Annotated in this window: 14 protein-coding genes and 1 pseudogene; 12 read left to right on the top strand and 3 right to left on the bottom strand. The window is 68.3% G+C overall.

What is annotated here, in order from left to right; translation table 11 throughout:
• Nucleotides 1-2 precede the first annotated feature (2 nt).
• The 4 genes from QIY60_RS01515 to QIY60_RS01500 all read left to right on the top strand — a co-directional run bounded on the left by QIY60_RS01515 (nucleotide 3) and on the right by QIY60_RS01500 (nucleotide 4,112).
• On the top strand, nucleotides 3-1,589 hold the full coding sequence (locus QIY60_RS01515) for a recombinase family protein (protein ID WP_349253892.1): 1,587 nt from the start codon (nucleotides 3-5) through the stop codon (nucleotides 1,587-1,589).
• Nucleotides 1,590-1,797: 208 nt separating this feature from the next.
• Complete coding sequence (locus QIY60_RS01510) at nucleotides 1,798-2,055, top strand: hypothetical protein (protein WP_283140730.1); 258 nt, start codon at nucleotides 1,798-1,800, stop codon at nucleotides 2,053-2,055.
• Nucleotides 2,052-3,476: a DNA primase family protein gene (locus tag QIY60_RS01505; RefSeq protein WP_283140729.1), complete on the top strand. Its 1,425-nt coding sequence runs from the start codon at nucleotides 2,052-2,054 to the stop codon at nucleotides 3,474-3,476. The genes QIY60_RS01510 and QIY60_RS01505 overlap by 4 nt, the downstream gene beginning before the upstream one ends.
• Nucleotides 3,477-3,875: 399 nt before the next feature.
• A complete protein-coding gene (locus tag QIY60_RS01500) occupies nucleotides 3,876-4,112 on the top strand; it encodes an HNH endonuclease signature motif containing protein (protein ID WP_349253981.1) in 237 nt (78 codons plus the stop codon).
• Here QIY60_RS01500 and QIY60_RS01495 read toward each other — a convergent pair.
• The gene (locus tag QIY60_RS01495; RefSeq protein WP_283146143.1) at nucleotides 4,053-4,628 is read right to left on the bottom strand and encodes a hypothetical protein; all 576 of its coding nucleotides are present in this window, start codon (nucleotides 4,626-4,628) and stop codon (nucleotides 4,053-4,055) included. The genes QIY60_RS01500 and QIY60_RS01495 overlap by 60 nt on opposite strands.
• A gap of 835 nt (nucleotides 4,629-5,463) precedes the next feature.
• Between QIY60_RS01495 and QIY60_RS01490 the strand changes: the two genes are divergently transcribed.
• From QIY60_RS01490 to QIY60_RS01480, 3 genes are all read left to right on the top strand, one after another.
• Nucleotides 5,464-5,724, top strand: coding sequence for a hypothetical protein (locus QIY60_RS01490; protein ID WP_283140728.1), 261 nt, complete (start codon nucleotides 5,464-5,466; stop codon nucleotides 5,722-5,724).
• Between the two features lie 194 nt (nucleotides 5,725-5,918).
• Nucleotides 5,919-6,770: a recombinase family protein gene (locus tag QIY60_RS01485; protein ID WP_283140727.1), complete on the top strand. Its 852-nt coding sequence runs from the start codon at nucleotides 5,919-5,921 to the stop codon at nucleotides 6,768-6,770.
• A gap of 75 nt (nucleotides 6,771-6,845) precedes the next feature.
• Nucleotides 6,846-7,058, top strand: coding sequence for a hypothetical protein (locus tag QIY60_RS01480; protein WP_283140726.1), 213 nt, complete (start codon nucleotides 6,846-6,848; stop codon nucleotides 7,056-7,058).
• A gap of 295 nt (nucleotides 7,059-7,353) precedes the next feature.
• On the opposite strand, the gene QIY60_RS01475 is transcribed toward QIY60_RS01480, so the two are convergent.
• Complete coding sequence (locus tag QIY60_RS01475) at nucleotides 7,354-7,935, bottom strand: XRE family transcriptional regulator (RefSeq protein ID WP_349253980.1); 582 nt, start codon at nucleotides 7,933-7,935, stop codon at nucleotides 7,354-7,356.
• Nucleotides 7,936-8,720: 785 nt separating this feature from the next.
• Here QIY60_RS01475 and QIY60_RS01470 point away from each other — a divergent pair.
• Nucleotides 8,721-9,227 (top strand): hypothetical protein, encoded by a 507-nt coding sequence (locus QIY60_RS01470; RefSeq protein WP_283140724.1) that lies wholly within the window; start codon nucleotides 8,721-8,723, stop codon nucleotides 9,225-9,227.
• A gap of 379 nt (nucleotides 9,228-9,606) precedes the next feature.
• Here QIY60_RS01470 and QIY60_RS01465 read toward each other — a convergent pair.
• A pseudogene (locus QIY60_RS01465) lies at nucleotides 9,607-9,837 on the bottom strand (radical SAM protein); the annotation flags it as partial.
• 165 nt (nucleotides 9,838-10,002) lie between these two features.
• Between QIY60_RS01465 and QIY60_RS01460 the strand changes: the two are divergent.
• From QIY60_RS01460 to QIY60_RS01445, 4 genes are all read left to right on the top strand, one after another.
• Nucleotides 10,003-10,446 carry an SRPBCC family protein gene (locus QIY60_RS01460; RefSeq protein ID WP_283140723.1) on the top strand — a complete coding sequence of 148 codons (444 nt, stop codon included), beginning with the start codon at nucleotides 10,003-10,005 and terminating at the stop codon, nucleotides 10,444-10,446.
• 354 nt (nucleotides 10,447-10,800) lie between these two features.
• The gene (locus tag QIY60_RS01455; RefSeq protein WP_283145785.1) at nucleotides 10,801-13,143 is read left to right on the top strand and encodes an MFS transporter; all 2,343 of its coding nucleotides are present in this window, start codon (nucleotides 10,801-10,803) and stop codon (nucleotides 13,141-13,143) included.
• A 134-nt stretch (nucleotides 13,144-13,277) separates the two neighbouring features.
• Nucleotides 13,278-15,719: a SpoIIE family protein phosphatase gene (locus tag QIY60_RS01450; protein WP_283140722.1), complete on the top strand. Its 2,442-nt coding sequence runs from the start codon at nucleotides 13,278-13,280 to the stop codon at nucleotides 15,717-15,719.
• Between the two features lie 105 nt (nucleotides 15,720-15,824).
• Nucleotides 15,825-16,550 carry a class I SAM-dependent methyltransferase gene (locus QIY60_RS01445; protein ID WP_283140721.1) on the top strand — a complete coding sequence of 242 codons (726 nt, stop codon included), beginning with the start codon at nucleotides 15,825-15,827 and terminating at the stop codon, nucleotides 16,548-16,550.

The raw sequence follows: 16,550 nt of genomic DNA, 5'->3' as shown, positions 1-16,550 counted from the left end.
CTATGGAACCCATGAGGGTCTTCACATACCGCCGCATCTCCCGCGTGACGGAGCGCACCACCAGCATTGAGCGCCAGGGCGAGCACTGCGCCGCTGAGTGCGACCGTCGCGGCTGGAAGATCGTGGACGACTTCGCGGACGAGGGGATCAGCGGAGCGACGGACCCGGAAGACCGTCCGGCAATGTCCAAGATGCTGGCCAGGCTGGATGAGGTAGACGCGATCGTGTTCTACAAGCTGGATCGTCTGTCACGGTCCACGCTCGCGTTCGCTGAGCTCATGGAGCGCTGTCAAAAGGCAGGGGTCGCTCTCGTGAGCTGCACGGAGCCGCTTGACCTGTCGTCCCCGATGGGTGTGGCCATGGCGGAGATCATCGCCGTGTTCGCCAAGCTTGAGCGCGCCATGATCCGTGAGCGGTCGATGGACGCGCGGCGCAAGGGGTTGGAGGACAACAAGTTCGTCGGGGGGCGCTTCCCGTACGGGCTGACCCCGGCGCCGCACCCGTCCGGGAAGGGACGCACGTTGGTGCGGGACCCGGAAGCAGTGAAGGTGATCCGGCGCATGGCGTCGCTGATCACCGACGGACACTCCGCTACGGCCGTGGCCAAGATACTCAATGACGACGCGGTACCCACGTCCCGGCAGCAAGGGGCTACCGCGAAGCGTGCGGGTGGACATGAGGCGCGTGACACGTACTGGCGGGGCAACGCCGTGCGCGCGATTCTCCGCAATCAGGTCCAGTTGGGGTATCGGGTGGGGAAGAACGACCGACCCGAGACAGGAGCGGACGGGTTGCCGCTGATGGCCTGGGAACCGGTGCTGACCTGGGAGGAGTGGGAAGCCGTGCAAGCGGCTCTCGACACCATGGAAGTGACCCGTACGCAGCGTCATGACGCGCACTGGTTGCAGGGGGTCACGCGCTGCGGGGTGTGTGACGCCAGGCTGACTCAGACGGTGGCTCATGGGCGCACAGGGCTCAAGTGCTCACGGCCCAACGAGCAGCGTCACAGGCCCGCGCCGTTCATCCGGGTCGATGACCTTGACGAGTGGGTGAACGAGCGCATGACGACCGTCTACGGACGTATGCGGGTCGTTGAGAACGTCTGGCACCCCGGTAGCAGCAACCGACAGGAACGGCTGGCCGTGGCGGCAGCGATCAAGTCCATGCGTGCCGACCGTGAGGCAGGGCTCTACCAAGGCGCGGAGGACGAAGCGGAGTACCGCGAGAAGATGACCGCGCTACTCGCGCGCCGTGACGTGTTGGGCGCAACGCCGGATGTTGAGCCGCACTGGGAGACGCGCTACACGGGGCGGACCTTCGGGGAGGTCTGGGAGTCGTCCACCCTGACAGCACGCGCGGCCCTCCTCGCCAACGCTGGGCTCGTGGTCCGGGTCGAGCCTGCCGGGGGCAAGCGTCTGCCTGTGGGCGAGCGCGCCCGGATCGAGCCGGAGGATCCGGAAGCGGCGGAGCTTGCCGGACACATGGACGACGAACCGATTCGTGCGCCCGCTCCGCTGACAGAGGAACAGCACGAAGAGATCCAGCGGGACCTGTTGGACGACATCGCACACCAAGAGGGGCTGTTGTAGGCCCGTCTGAGCGTCGTTCACGGCCCGTCGCTGGGGAAAAACCCGGTGGCGGGCCGTTCGGCGTTCCTGGCAGCGTGTACGGCTCTTGGGGGTGTTGTCAGTGGGGGTGCCTAGGGTCGGGGACAGCTTTGAGGTGTCCACCGGCATGCCCGACAGGCAGCACCCCCGAGTACCGACCTATCCACCTATGGCAGATGGAGATGCCCGCTTGACCAACGAAAAGGAAGACATGATCAACATCCCCGAGGTTGCCGCCCGCCACGCCCCCGAGGTTCCCACCCGCTACGTTCCCCCGGCGGACCCGCGCCGGGGTCCCGGCTATCTGGTGATCTCCTGCCCGCACTGCGGGGCACGCCACCAGCACGGTGCAGGCGACCCTGATGACCCGTCCTACGGCCACCGTGTGGCGCACTGCCGGAGCGGCCCGCGCGGCGGGTACATCCTGATACCGGAGGGCCAGGCATGACCGAACAGCCCGTGCTGCCCCCCGATCTGCTCGACGCCATCGCCGCTCATGTCCAGGCGGCGAACAATGACTTTGGTGGGCACAGCGACGACGAGTTGGCACAGGCGCTCTTCGAGTACCTGGGCGGGAACGTCCGGTTCGACAGGGCCACCGGATGGGCGCTGTTCCCCCAGGGGGCGCATGCCTGGCAGCTCAGCCCGAACGGACTGCCGATCAAGCAAGCGGCACAGAACTACCTGCGGACCGTGCGGGCGAAGACGAGTAACGAGAAGGCCGCCAAGGGGCTGGGCTCCCGTGCCCGCCGCGATGCCGTGGTGGACATGCTCAGCACGCTTCCCGGCGTACTCACCAGCGGGCAGCAGTGGGACCAGAACCCGGACCTGCTGGCCTGTGCGAACGGTGTGGTGGACCTGCGCACGGGGATACTGCACCCGGGCGAGCCGGACCAGATGATCACCCGCAGCGTGGCGACCGCGTACGACCCCGATGCGCGCTGCCCGCGCTGGATGCGGTTCCTGGGCGAGATCTTCCCCGGTGACCCGGAACTGCCCGCCTACGTTCAGCGGCTGATCGGCTACGGCATCACCGGGCACACGTCGGAACAGGTCTTTGCGGTGCTCTACGGCGAGGGAAGCAACGGCAAGAGCGTCTTTCTGAACACGCTGCGTGCCCTGTTCGCCGAGCATGCCGCAACGGTGCCGTTCGACATGTTCACCAGCACCGGCAACAAGCGGGGCGGAGCCGATGCCGAACTCCTGCGCGGCGCCCGTCTCGCGCTGGCCAGCGAGACCAATCGGGGTGCCGTGCTGGACGCGGCGGCCATCAAGAACGCGACCGGCGGAGAGGAGATGAGCGTCAACCCGAAGTACCGCGATCCGTACAGCTTCAAGCCCGAGGCGCTGATCCTGCTGGCCACGAACTACCGGCCCGAGGTACGCGAGCAGGACCACGGCACGTGGCGGCGCGTGAAGCTGCTCCCCTTCGAGCGCAAGTTCAGCGCAGCCGAGCGCGACAGCACCCTTGATGAGACGCTGCGCGGCGAGTTCCCGGGCATTCTCGCCTGGGCCGTGCGCGGTGCCCGCGAGTGGTACAGCCACGGACTTGGCGAGACGCCGAGCGTGGTGCAGGCAACAGCGGAATATCGGGAGGACTCCGATCCGCTGGCCGGGTTCTTCCCCGGCACGTTCGTAGCCGACCCGGCAGCGGAGACGCCCATCGCCGACCTGTGGGAGGCGTACAAGTGGTGGGCGGAGGCCGAGGGCATCCCGCCGTTCAAGTCGTCCAGGACACTGGTCTCCGCGCTCATCGAGCGGGACAGCACGCTACGACGGGGGCGGACCAGCAAGGCCAAGACCCTGATCGGCCTGAAGCATGCCGATGACCGACCGGCCGACGCGGGGCCGGGGATCTTCGCCGGATAGCCACCGTCAGACAGCGTGAAGGGGTGGCCGGTGACCACGTTCGGTCACTCGGTCACCTTCGGTCATTCCTGTACGCACTCTCTGACCTGTGGTTATGACCCAAGTGACTCAGGTGACCCAAATCTAAGAAAAGTATTCATAGGTACCAGTAGCCTCCAGAAGTTTCCCGAACCCCCTCGGTCACGGTCATTCGGTCACGGCTAACCCCGGTGGGCCGTCTGCCCTGGGGGTGACCCCGTGCGCCACGCTCCGTTGACCGTTCAGGTGCTGGCGCGCTCCCCGCGTACGGGTCTGGAGGAAGCGTGACTGCACGACCCAGGGGGGCACTCCCCTCTACCCGTACCCCGGCTCGTCTGGGAGCGGAGCCCGCAGACCCGCTACTGACGCTGTTTGCGCGGGGTGCAGGAACGGGGCTCGGCCTGGTGTGACTGGTGCTTGGGCGACTTCCCCGCCGATGGGGTGGACGTTGACCATGTACGTCCGCTGTCCCTCGGGGGTGAGGACATAGACAGCAACGTTCAGGTGCTGTGCCACGGCTGCCACGGGCTTAAGCCCCGGACAGAGTTCGGGGCGGGGTCAGCGCGACTCGGGAACCAGCGAAGGAAAGTACTTTTCGAGCGGCGGAGAATTCTTTAGAAATCCGACGCGAAGTTTCAGCAAATCACTACTCCGCGGAAATGCCACTTGAACCAGCGCCCAGCGACCCTCGTTTGTCTGAACGCAAATACTTTCGCCGTTGAGAGAGCGAATGATGACGCCAGTGGTAAATTCCGCCCGCGTTGAACAATGCGGGATATCGGAATCATCAATGATCCCGATCTTCGAACCCTCGTCGAGCTTGCTATTCACTGGATATTTCGACACGAAGCCCGCAATGTGGACGATATCAGTACTGCGATTTGCGTACGCAGTCACCACCCTTCCGTCAATATCCAATGTCCCTTGTGTTGGCAAGGAGACGCTGTATACCCCTGTCATGAACTGGTCGTTCGCTCGAATATCCGGAGTTGAACTCGGATCTACCGTCGCTGAGTGGCCGTCATTTGGTGACCTGCTGGTGCGAACGGAAGGAGATGTTGCCTCGGCGGAGGGTTTGGCGGGGTCTGGCCCTGGGCCGCCACTCGCTATCAGTAGGGGAATAACGATCGCCATTATTCCCACTATGATCGATGTCCAGCCGATAAACGTGGGTGAATGAAGCAATCTCCTAGGGAGGCTCGTGTCTGTATCCCCGTGATTGTTGGTGCTGTCGTCCCCCATGCTCATGAGGCGCCCCCGCCGTTCCCACTTGCGATGGCGTCCATCCTGGCACGTCCACAATGGCGCTAACCAGACTTTGCAGGACCATTACTTAGGGCCCTTCTCGTTCTTGACCTGGAGTGCATACCCCCCCTCACGTCAGGAGGTGATCCCCCATGCCGCGTAAGCCCCGTCCCCCGTGTTCTGTCCCCGGATGCCCTGAGCTGACCGCCCGTGGTGGGCGCTGCGAGAAGCATCGACGCGAGGCCGAGCAGCAGCGCGGCACGGCTGCCGAGCGGGGCTACGACACACGGTGGCAGCGCATCCGACGTGCCTACCTGTAGCGCAACCCGTGGTGTCTGCTGTGCGGTCGCACGGCGACGGTCGCCGATCATTTCCCGCTGTCACGACGGCAGTTGGTTGCGCAGGGCGTAGCCGATCCGGACGCGGCGAACAGGCTTCGGCCGTTGTGCACGACGTGTCATAACCGCGAGACCGCGAAGCGTCAGCCGGGCGGTTGGGCATCGGCGAACGCGAAGCCAATTCGGTCTTAACGCGCAGCCCGACCAGGGGGGGTACTCCTCTCCTCCCGCCCAAAAGATCGGCAGGGAGGGAAAACAGTTGCATGGCTCATCTGAGTGTTTCTGCGGGTGCGTGGGCGCGCGCGTGGAGTGACGCCTTTGCCCTCCTTGTCACTCTCGGCCCGTACGGGTCTGGCAGTGTCAGAGGCGCCATGCATGATGGCGTCATGGACTCCATTCATAAGATCACCAGCCTTGACGAGACCTGGCAGCCCGGGGATGTGGTGCTCGACGCTGAGGGGATTCTCCGCGTCCGCTCCGACCACCCCAAGTGGGTGTGGGACTCCCCCGGCGAGGGGGACACGCGAAGCAGCGCCGGGGGCCCGTACGTGCCGGAAGGCGGCCTGGAGGACAGCAAAGTTCCTCGTCCGCTGATCCTGCTCGTTCGCGACGGGCGGGCGGTGGCCGGACGTCCCATTGAAGAGTGACCCCAGGGTTCTTGGCGGCGCTGGGGTGGCGGAGGGTGACCATCGCAAGTCGTCTCGCAATCGATGGTTTATGAGACAGCTGGGGCCCGAGTTGCGGGGTGTCTGTTTCACCCCCACTCAGGCGTCTCTAAACTCGTCTCAAAACAGCGGGCCGGACTCTAGATTGTGAGATACCTTTGTGAGACGGTCTGGGCATGACGACGAGCCACGCGAACGCCGCTTCCCCCGCTGATCTGACGGAGCGCCACGACTGCCCCAAGTGCACAGCCCCCGCTGGGAATCCGTGCCGGACCGGATCGGGCAAGGTCGCCGCGAGCTACCACACGGCCCGCTTCGCGCTGGTCCCGTTACTGAAGGTGGAACTTGCGGTGAAGACTCCGGCGGACCGGTCCCCGGGGAAGGCGTGGAAGGCCCTGAACGCCCCCGTGGCCGTCCCGGAGGTGGCGCCGGGCGCTCCGATCCGCATCGGCTACGCGCGCTGCTCCACGGCCGCTCAGGAGCTTCAGTCTCAGTTGGACATGTTGGCGCGAGCGGAGTGCACCAAGGTGTTCTCCGAGAAGATCTCGACCCGGGTCAAGGTGCGCCCGGAGTTCGAGGCGGCGCTGACGCTGGCAAGGGACATCAAGGCGGCTTCGCCCCATCAGCCGGTGATCTTGACCGTGGTGGAGATGAAGCGGCTCGCTCGTGGCGCTGCGGAGTTGATGACGCTCGGGGCGACGCTTCAGGCGGACGGCATCCAACTGGAGATCCTGTCGGGCCCCCTTCAGGGCATCCACGACCCGCACGGCTCGGGTCAGATCGTGTTCGCGGTCCTGGCCGTGGCCGCCGAGGTGGAGCGGGAGGGCATCCGGGAAAAGACCATGGAGGGACTGGATACGGCCGCCAGCAACGGGCGCCACGGCGGACGGCCCACGGTCATGGACCCGGACAAGCTTGCCGCCGCTCGGGCGCGCCACGCGGGCGGGGAGAGCGTGACGGCCATTGCGAAGGCTCTCGGGGTGTCGCGGGCGACGATGTACCGGGCGCTTGCCGACGACGAGGGGTGAGATCACCTGGTGCTGACGAGGGTGCCGCAGGAAGGCGCACAGAGGCGTCACAGAGGCAGCAGAGGGGAAGCAAGCATGTCCGAGTACGTGGACGAGTTCCTGGCGGATCGAGTCAAGGAGGGGGGCGCGTTCGATGGGAGCGAAGTGGTACAGCTCATCGTCGACAGGTACAGCGAAGCCCTGAATCGCAGGAATTGGCCTGCCACAAAGGCTCTGGGTCAGCTCATGCTTGAACTGGCGAAGCCCTTCAAGGATCACCCTGATTACCGGGGCGACTGGCAACCGTAACCAGTCCGCGTCACTTCCGCTGCGGGCCGTCTGCCAGCCATGATGGACGGCCTCAGCCGTATCCCGCCCCAGGGGTGAGCGCCCAAGAAGTTCCCGCGCACTGCCCGCCAGCGATCCCGGCCCAAGCTCGACGTACGCGCGCTGGGTGTGAACCTTTTTCCGCGCCCCCCAATAGCGCTGAGCTGCGAGTATGCCGACGCAACGGGCTGAAAACGACCTCGTGAAGGGGTGAGGAACGCCCCCATAAGGGCAGTTAGGGCGCCAGAACGTGACAGCAGCGCGTTCCTCGTACGGCTCAGGGCTGTCGGGGCTCAGCCCGCTCCCACAGTTCCTCGCTGTGCTCCGCAAACCGATCGAACATGCCCCCGTCCCCCTGGCGACGCAGATGCAACATGGGTGAGTCGTGGCCGACCAGGCGCGCCAGATGGGGGGTGACGAGTGCATCGTGGTCGAACCGGAAGACGGACAGGCTCACGTGATTGATCGCGTCGGGAGGGGACGAGAACCGCGTCTCCATGCCCTCCACGGGACCGAGGCGGTCAAGGTGCTCCAACGTGGTCCTGATGCGCGTGGATACGGTCAGCGCCACATCCTCGATGGCCTCACGCTGGCGCGTGACTTCGCCCTCGGGGTCGCCGAGCAGGAAGCGGACCCGGCACCCCGCCTCGGCCTTCCGCCGGATCGTCTCGGAGAACTGGGGAACTTGGGTCCAGAAGAAATAGTTGGTGAAACCGGCGAAAAACAGTTCGGCCGTCGCGCCTTCGACGAGGTCGGCCCACACGGTCGATGGGCAGGCGGACCGATAGGGGTAACTGTGAACCATCTCCCGGTCGTTGCCGGTCTTGATCCGGTCCTTCACTGCCTGCGGCCACAACATTTCTTCATCGGCTCCCAGCGCCCGAGCGGCATCCTCGCGGTTCCGTAGGTGCGGTGTCAGTTCCGCGTCCGCGAGCCATCGTTCCACTTGCTTCAGCGATACCCCTACCCGGTGTGCCAACTGGCGGGGCGTCACACCCGCATCGTCCATGGCGGAGCGTAAGGCGGTGTTCAAGTCAACCCCTTCGACGCGGACGTTCGGGCCTTCTGAAGACCGTACCGACGAACGCTCCAACTGTCCCCGGATGATGCGGCGATAGGTCCAGAAAGGTGCGCCACGATGCGACGCATGGCCACAAGGTGCGCTCCGGAGAAGGCGGGTAGCAAATGAGAACCCCTGATGTGCTGAGCAAGACCGTTCGCCTTGGGGGTCCGCCTTCCGCGCACCGTCGAACCGTATCCGCGCGAGGGGACGGCGAACGCTGATGACCGACAGAGCCACATGGAAGCCCGGGACCCCGGTGTACGACATGGCCAGTCAGATGGTGGGGGAGGTACGCGAGCAGCGCGGGCTCATGCTGACGCTCACCCGCCCGTCCGGCCTTCGCTGGCACACGCGGGCTATCGCGGTGCGGGAGGCCAATGCCCGAGAGCTCCTCCAGCTGAGAGCTCTGCGCCAGCATCACCGCAACTCCCGACGACTCCCGCGTTCCTAGACTCCTCGCCCGGCCGCACACCGCCGTGAAGCGGAGTCGGCCGGGTGAGGTCCAAGTGCTCGCCCCGGCTGGTGGAAACCCTGGACAGGTCGAGCAACCAGGGCGGGCTCCTATCAGGGAGGTACCGCACATGCGCGATGCACGGACACTGCTGACCCCTGACGGGTTCGGTGGTGTGGTCGCAACAGTCCGCGACAACAACCCCGACGTGCCCGACGCTACGGCAGAGCGGATCGTGACGGAAGCGATCAAGTTCGTTGCGACTGCTGCCCAGTTCCCCATGGTGAAGATCACCCCGTCCAACGTCGTCGACGAAGGATGGCACGCGCTCATCCTGCACACGAACCTGTACGAGAAGCTGTGTGACCGGCTCGGCCGATTCGTACATCACTGGCCTGAGCGCCCCGACCGGGAACGCCACGACCCCCACGCGCTGACCCGCACAGTGGCGCTGATCGAACAGGCCGGGTACAGCGTGGACTGCGAGCTGTGGACGGGGCCGACCAAGGCTCTGGTGGCCGTGGCCGCGAACTGCTCGCACACGCCAAAGCCGGGAGGGTGCGGGCCAATCAACCCCGGGAAGTGCGCTTCGCACTGCTCGGGCGGAAGCGGAGGCGGAGAAGGCGGCGATAGCTAGGCTGCCCCCACGCACAGCTGAGAGGTGAAGGGCATGGACGCGGAAGAGGCCCGACAGATGGACGTCAAGCTGCGGCGGATGGGTATCCCGTGGGTGGTCGCGCCGGTAGATCCGCAGGCCCCGGCGGGAAAGTGGGGCGTGTACGACAGCGCTGACCCATCGACTCGCAAGCCCATTTCCGCCAACGCACTGGGGGATGTCATGGCAAAGCTCCGCACGCCCCCCGCTGAGCCAGCAGCGAAACGGGCCCCTATGCGGGGATTCATCCTCCCGCCCAAACAGGACTGAGCTGGTACGGGCCCCGGTCGGCGTTCTCCCCCGAGCGCTGGCCGGGGTTTCCGTATGGGCGGCACATCCGTTGTGAGACGATCCACTACGGGCACGCGTGCGTGCAGCCCCGGTACGGGTTGACGGTCCACTCGAACGGCATCCGGGACGCCCCGGGCACCCGGTTGACGATCGAACGCGCGCGGACCTCGTGGAAGGTGACCCCGCGGAACTCTGGGGTGTCGAAGGTGCGGGTGACCACCGCGTCCGCGTCGAACAGCGCGGCCGCGCCGCCCGCTCCCGGCCCCGGTGAATCGGTCTCGGCCAGATTGTCCCAGCGCATGAACGCCTCCTCGGGCCTCTTCCGTAGCACTGACCCCAGAATAGAACACCTGTTCCCATGATCGCGGCAACCCCGATTTTGGGGGCCCGGACCCGAGGTGATTGGCTTTGCCCACCCCGAATCCGGGCGTACCCCCCGGATGTCACGAGTGCTGGAGGAAGAGCCATGGCGCAGGTCGAGGCCACCACGGAGCGGATCATCGCGGCGAGCCCGGAGACGGTGTTCGACACCGTGGCCGACTACAAGGACAGCCGTCCCAAGCTCCTGTCCGAGCACTTCAGCGAGTACCAGGTGCGCGAGGGCGGCGACGGCGAGGGCACCCTCGTCCACTGGAAGCTCCAGGCCACCAGCAAGCGCGTGCGCGACTGCCTGCTGGAGGTCTCCGAGCCGACCGAGGGTCGGCTCGTCGAGAAGGACCGCAACTCGTCCATGGTCACCACCTGGACGGTCACCCCGGCCGGGGAGGGCCGCTCCAAGGTCGTCGTCACCACGGTGTGGAACGGCGCCGGCGGCATCGGCGGCTTCTTCGAGAAGACCTTCGCCCCCAAGGGCCTCAACCGCATCTACGACACCGTGCTCGGCAAGCTCGCCGCCGAGGTCGAGAAGTAGGCCCGGGCCGACAGGCAGCCCCTGCGCGGTCACAGTCACCGGTTCGAGTGGTTTTCACGGCGGCCCGGTGGTGCGCCCGCGCGTCCCGGGTCGTGTGAAACACGCTGATGGGGCGGTGGACGCGCGCCCCTCCAGGGCGAGTTGTGCGCCCCGCCCCACTCCTCTTCCGCTTGCTCCCCATTAGCGCCCGATGCGCAGTATGTACGCCGCGCAGGCGAATCAGGCGGCGCGGTGAGGGGAGCAGACGTGGGTGGGATCACTCTGGTGAAGGACCCGGCGCAGAACGGGCCTTCGGGGGAACGGCGGTGGACGCGGCGGGCCGCTCAGGAGCCGGCCCCGGAGTTCTCCGACGCGGTGCCGGTGGACGGGCCGCCGGTGGACGACCCGTCCGAGGCCCCCGTGGGGCTCACCCCGCGCCGGGTGCGGCTGGTCTTCGTCGGCCTGATGCTCACCATGCTGCTCGCGGCGCTCGACCAGATGATCGTGGCGACCGCGCTGCCGAAGATCGTCGGCGATCTGCACGGCCTCGACAAGGTCTCCTGGGCCGTCACCGCGTATCTGCTGGCCTCCACCATCGGGCTGCCCATCTACGGCAAGCTCGGCGACCTCTTCGGCCGCAAACCCGTCTTCCAGTTCGCCATCGTCGTCTTCGTGATCGGCTCGGCACTGGCCGGCTGGTCGCGGACCATGGACGAGCTCATCGCCTTCCGCGCGATCCAGGGAATCGGCGGCGGCGGGCTCATGATCGGCGTGCAGGCGATCATCGCGGACATCGTGCCGCCCCGCGAACGCGGCCGCTTCATGGGCCTGATCGGCGCCGTCTACGGCCTGGCCTCGGTGGCCGGACCCCTGCTCGGTGGCTTCTTCACCGACCACACCTCCTGGCGCTGGTGCTTCTACATCAACGTCCCCTTCGGTCTTCTCACCCTCGCCGTCATCGCCGTCGTCCTCAAGCTGCCCCGGCCCGCGGCCCGCCCGCGCCTGGACGTCCTCGGCTCGCTCCTGCTCGCCGCCGCCTCGACGTGCGTGGTGCTGCTGACCAGTTGGGGCGGTACGGAGTACGCCTGGGGCTCGCGCACCATCCTGGGGCTGGCCGCCGGAGCCCTCGGCACGACCCTGCTCTTCGTCGTCGTCGAGAACTACGCGCGCGAACCGGTCATCCCGCTGCGGCTGTTCCGCGACTCGATCTTCAACATCTCCGGTCTGGTGGGCGCGGTCATCGGCGTCGCGCTCTTCGGCGCGGCCAGCTATCTGCCGACCTTCCTCCAGATGGTGGACGGCGTCAGCGCCACCGAGTCCGGGCTGCTCGTCCTGCCCATGATGGGCGGCATCGTCGCCGCCTCGATCATCTCCGGACAGCTCATCAGCCGCACCGGCCACTACACGATCTACCCGGTCCTCGGCAGTGCCGTCTCGGCCGTCGGCATGTGGCTGCTCTCCCGCCTTGAGGCCGACACGCCCCGGCTCGACTACAGCGTCTGGATGGCCGTCCTGGGCATCGGCATCGGCCTGGTGATGCCCGTGCTCGTCCTCGCCGTGCAGAACGCCGCCGACCCCGCCGACCTGGGCACCGCCACCAGCGCCAACAACTACTTCCGACAGATCGGCGGCAGCGTCGGGGCCGCCGTCTTCGGCACCCTGTTCACCAACCGCCTCGCGCACTCCCTCACCGAGCAGTTCCCCGCGGGCGCCCGCCTCCCCGACCCCGAGTCGATCACCCCGCAGCTGGTCCACACCATGCCGCCCGCCCTGCGCGACGGCTACATCCGCGCGTACGCCGAGGCGATGCCGCGGATCTTCCTCTATCTGGTGCCCGTGCTCGTGCTCGGCCTCCTGCTCGCCTTCTTCCTCAAGGAGAAACCGCTGGTGTCCCAGAACGCCCCCGCCGCCGAACCCGCACCCGTACCCCACGCACGCACCCCCAACGCCCCGTATACGAGCGGAGTTCCCGTCTGCGGAACCGTCCAGCACAGCGACGGGACCACCGTGCCGCGCGCCGCGCTCACCCTCGTCGACGTACGCGGACAGCAGGTCGGACGCGGCGGCAGCGGCGAGGACGGGCGGTACGCGCTGAGCGTCCCGGGCTCCGGCTCGTACGTCCTGATCGCCGCGGCCGGCGGGCACCAGCCGCAGGCCGTCTCGGTGACCGTCGGCGAGCGCCCGGTCGAGCTCGACGTGGTCCTCGGCGGCGCCGGACGCCTCGCCGGATCCGTGGTCACCGCCGACGGCACCCCCGTCCGCGACGCCGCCGTCACCCTCACCGACGTACGCGGCGAGGTCGTCGCCACCACCCGCAGCGGACGCGAAGGCGCCTATGTGATCAGCGAGTTGGTGGCCGGTGAATACACCCTGGCCGCCAGCGCGCCCGCCTTCCGGCCCGCCGCCCTCCCGGTGAGCGTGCAGGCCTCGCGCGAGACCCGGCAGGACATCGAGCTCGCGGGCGGCGCGGTGCTGCGCGGCACGGTCAGGGCGAGCGGCGGACGGCCCGTCGAGGACGCGCGCGTGACGCTGCTCGACGCCGGCGGGAACGTGGTCGACACCCTCACCACCGGCCCCGACGGCACCTTCCGCTTCGTCGACCTCTCCTCCGGCGAATACACGGTGATCGCGGCCGGGTATCCGCCGGTGGCCACGGTCCTCCAGGTCGCGGGCGGCGGACGCACCGAACGCGACCTCCAACTGGGCCACGAGGACTGACTATTCTTCAACCAAATGCCCGGTACACGCGGGCGTGCGCCCTATTCCGGCGTTGCCCCGCGCGGGGCCTTCGCATGGCCGTACGGTAGGTGGCACAGCCGCAGATCCTTGCGGCGGGGAAGGAGCCTCCACCCATGGACAGTGGCACTCCGCCGACGCTGCCGCGGCAGTCCGCCGCGGCCGGACGGATTCCGCTTGCCGTGATCGTCGTGGACGGCGACGGGCTGGTGTCGCACTGGTCGACCGGTGCGCGCCGGCTCTTCGGACCCGCCCGCGAGGAGGCGGTCGGCCGACCCGCCCTCGACCTGCTCCCGGTCTCCGGCGCGCTGCGCGAGGACCGGCCAGGCGACGTCCTGCGGGAGCTGGACGCCTACGACGCGTTCGGCCCCGGTCTGGACGCCTCGCTCAACGGACTGACCTCGTACCCGACGGCCGGGCGGGCCACCCTCTCGGATCCCGGGCGGCCGCGCGTCGATGTGCTCTGGTGGGCGTATCCGCTGGTCGGGCCGGGCTCCGAGCGCCTCCTCGTGCTGGCGGCGGACGCGCGGCAGCTGCACGCCGAGCACCCGGGGCCGGGCCGGGGTCCCGTGGAGCGGATAGCACCCGGCTTCGGCCTGCACACCGAGTTCCAGGGCGCCGACGAGCTGGCCCGGCGGCTGCCCGAGATCCTGCCCAGCATGAGCGTCGGCGAGAGCTCCCGGATCGTCTCGCAGGTGCTCGAACTCGGCTATCCCGTCCTGGAGTTCAGCCAGCACGACCGGGTGCCCGTGACGCCCGACTGGGGTGTGCCCCGCCGGGCCGAGCGCAGGACAGCCGGGAGCGGCGAGCAGACACCGGCCGCCGCCGGTTCGGCGCCCGCTCCCGAGTTCGCGCAGGATCTTGAGTACGCAGCCGTGCGCGAGCGGCTGGAGTTCCTCAACGAGGTCAGTGGCCGAATCGGTTCCTCCCTCGATCTGTCCCGGACGATCCAGGAGGTGAGCGCCGCCGTGGTGCCGCGCTTCACCGATGTCGCGGGCACGTATCTCCGTGAACAGGTCATCGCCGGTGAGGGGTTCCCGGACGGGCCGCCGGACGAGACCACGATGTGGCACCGGGTCGCCGTCGAGCACGTCGACGCACCCGGGCGGTGGGACGACGTCGTACCGGTCGGCGAGTCCATGCCGTTCCCCGCGCACACCCCCTTCTTCCAGTGCATGACCTCCGGCGAGCCCGTGCTCGTCCCGCGCATCAGCGAGCAGATGGGCACCGCCATCGCCTCGCAGTTCGAAAAGCGCGACATCCGGCCTCTGATCAACGGCCGGTCGATGCTGGTGGTTCCCCTCAAGGCGCGCAATGTGGTGCTCGGCTTCATGATCCTGCTGCGCCACGCGGAGCGCGCCGAGTTCAACGACATGGACCGGGTGACCGGCGCCGAACTCGCCGCCCGCGCCGGGCTCGTGCTCGACAACGCCCGTATGTACACGTACCAGGAGAGCGTCGCCGAGACCCTCCAGGACTCGATGCTGCCGCAGGTCACCCCGCAGATGACCGGCTGCGACACGGCGACGCGCTATCTGCCCGGCACCCTGCTCGGCCGGGTCGGCGGCGACTGGTTCGACTCCATCAAGCTGCCCGGCTCCCGGATCGCCCTCGTGGTCGGGGACGTCATGGGTCACGGCCTCAACTCGGCCGCGATGATGGGCCAGTTGCGCACCGCCGTCCAGACCATGGCGGCCCTCGACCTGCCGCCCGCCCAGCTCCTGCGCAACCTCGACGACCTGGCCCAACGGCTCGGTGAGCACTATCTGGCGACCTGTCTGTACGCGGTCTACGACCCCATCGAGGGCGAGCTCCTGCTGGCCAACGCGGGCCATGTGCCCCCGGTCCTGGTCCGCGCCGCCGACGGCCGCAGCGAACTGCTCGACCTGCCGACCGGGGCGCCCATCGGTGTGGGCGGGGTGCCGTTCGAGACCGCGCGCGTACGCGTCGAGCCGGGCGACCGGCTGGTGATGTGCACCGACGGCCTGGTCGAGGTGCGGGGCGAGGACATCGGCGTCGGGCTTGCGACGCTCTGCGAGTCGGCAGCGCACCCGGCCGCCTCCATGGACGACGCCTGCGACACCATCATCCGCGCCCTCAACACCCGGGGCGGCCGCAAGGACGACGTCGCCCTCCTGATGGCCCGGCTCAACGGCATCGCGCGCGAGGACGTCGCCGAGTGGCCGCTCGCCATCGACGCGCGCGAGGTGGCCCGGGCCCGCCGCCTGGTGGTCGGCCGACTCCGCGAATGGGGTCTGGAGGAGGCGGCGGAGACCGTGGAGCTGCTGGTCAGCGAGGTCGTCACCAATGCCGTACGGCACGCGCACAGCCACCAGGTGCGGCTGCGGATGGTGCGGGCCGAGTCGCTGCGCTGCGAGGTCGTCGACGACGACCACACGCTTCCGATGCTGCTGCACGCCGGACCGCTCGACGAGGCCGGGCGCGGACTGCGGGTGGTGAGCAGGCTGGCCCGCGAGTGGGGCACGAGCCGTACGGGCGAGGGCAAGACCGTGTGGTTCGAGGTGTCGCTGCCGCGCAAGGGGCGCACGAGGCGCTGAACCGGCTCGAACGCGGGGTGAATGATTGCGCCGGGTGCTTGTCGGCGTGCCCCCGGAGCGATAGACCGATCTTGACACTGTGCGTGCCAGCCTGGGGAGTCGGTCATGAGCGTGACGAGTCGGTACAAGGACGCCTGGGAAGGGTTCTGGAACGAGGCCCCCGACGAGACGGGCGCGGTCTTCTGGGACGCCGAACCGGCCTTGACGGCGGGCCCCCACCTGGCGCTCTTCGAGCCCCATCTGGCCGATCTGGCGCTGCCCATGGTCGACCTGGGGTGCGGCAACGGCACTCAGGCGCGCTTCCTCGCCGACCGCTACGACAGCGTCGTCGGCGTCGACCTCTCGCCCGCCGCGGTCGAGCGGGCCAGAAGCCAGGACCCTGACGGGCGCGTCCGGTTCGACCAGCTGGACGCGACCGACGAGAAGGCCGTCCAGGAGCTGCACGCACGCCTCGGCGACGCCAATGTGTATGTGCGCGGGGTGCTCCACCAGTGCGAACCGGCCGACCGCCAGCCCCTGGCCGACGCCGTCGCCACGCTGGTGGGGACGCGCGGCCGGGCCTTCCTGGTGGAGCTCGCGGAGGCGGCCAAGCCGGTCCTGATGGGGCTCGCGCAGGACCCGGCCGGGGCGCCGCCGAAGCTCCGCCCGGTCTTCGCCCACGGCCTCACCCCGGGCGAGGTGGCCGACGCGGCCGTGCCCGCCCTGCTCGGCGCGGCCGGCCTGACGGTCGTGGCCCGCGGCGAACTGCCGCTGACCACGACCGAGTACCGGCCGGACGGCACCCGGATCGCGCTGCCCTCCAAGTGGTGGGTGGTGGGGCGCACCGGGTGA

It is taken from the genome of Streptomyces sp. BPTC-684 (genome assembly GCF_030028635.1).
Taxonomy (GTDB): Bacteria; Actinomycetota; Actinomycetes; order Streptomycetales; family Streptomycetaceae; genus Streptomyces; species Streptomyces noboritoensis.
This window is presented reverse-complemented; position numbering and strand designations above follow the sequence as displayed.

Excerpts from the sequence above, each read along its gene's own strand:
- QIY60_RS01450 (WP_283140722.1), top strand. The coding sequence starts at position 13,278 with ATGGACAGTGGCACTCCGCCGACGCTGCCGCGGCAGTCCGCCGCGGCC.
- QIY60_RS01485 (WP_283140727.1), top strand. The coding sequence starts at position 5,919 with ATGACGACGAGCCACGCGAACGCCGCTTCCCCCGCTGATCTGACGGAG.
- QIY60_RS01460 (WP_283140723.1), top strand. The coding sequence starts at position 10,003 with ATGGCGCAGGTCGAGGCCACCACGGAGCGGATCATCGCGGCGAGCCCG.
- QIY60_RS01505 (WP_283140729.1), top strand. The coding sequence starts at position 2,052 with ATGACCGAACAGCCCGTGCTGCCCCCCGATCTGCTCGACGCCATCGCC.
- QIY60_RS01470 (WP_283140724.1), top strand. The coding sequence starts at position 8,721 with ATGCGCGATGCACGGACACTGCTGACCCCTGACGGGTTCGGTGGTGTG.
- QIY60_RS01515 (WP_349253892.1), top strand. The coding sequence starts at position 3 with ATGGAACCCATGAGGGTCTTCACATACCGCCGCATCTCCCGCGTGACG.
- QIY60_RS01445 (WP_283140721.1), top strand. The coding sequence starts at position 15,825 with ATGAGCGTGACGAGTCGGTACAAGGACGCCTGGGAAGGGTTCTGGAAC.
- QIY60_RS01495 (WP_283146143.1), bottom strand. The coding sequence starts at position 4,628 with ATGGCGATCGTTATTCCCCTACTGATAGCGAGTGGCGGCCCAGGGCCA.
- QIY60_RS01475 (WP_349253980.1), bottom strand. The coding sequence starts at position 7,935 with ATGTTGTGGCCGCAGGCAGTGAAGGACCGGATCAAGACCGGCAACGAC.
- QIY60_RS01480 (WP_283140726.1), top strand. The coding sequence starts at position 6,846 with ATGTCCGAGTACGTGGACGAGTTCCTGGCGGATCGAGTCAAGGAGGGG.
- QIY60_RS01490 (WP_283140728.1), top strand. The coding sequence starts at position 5,464 with ATGGACTCCATTCATAAGATCACCAGCCTTGACGAGACCTGGCAGCCC.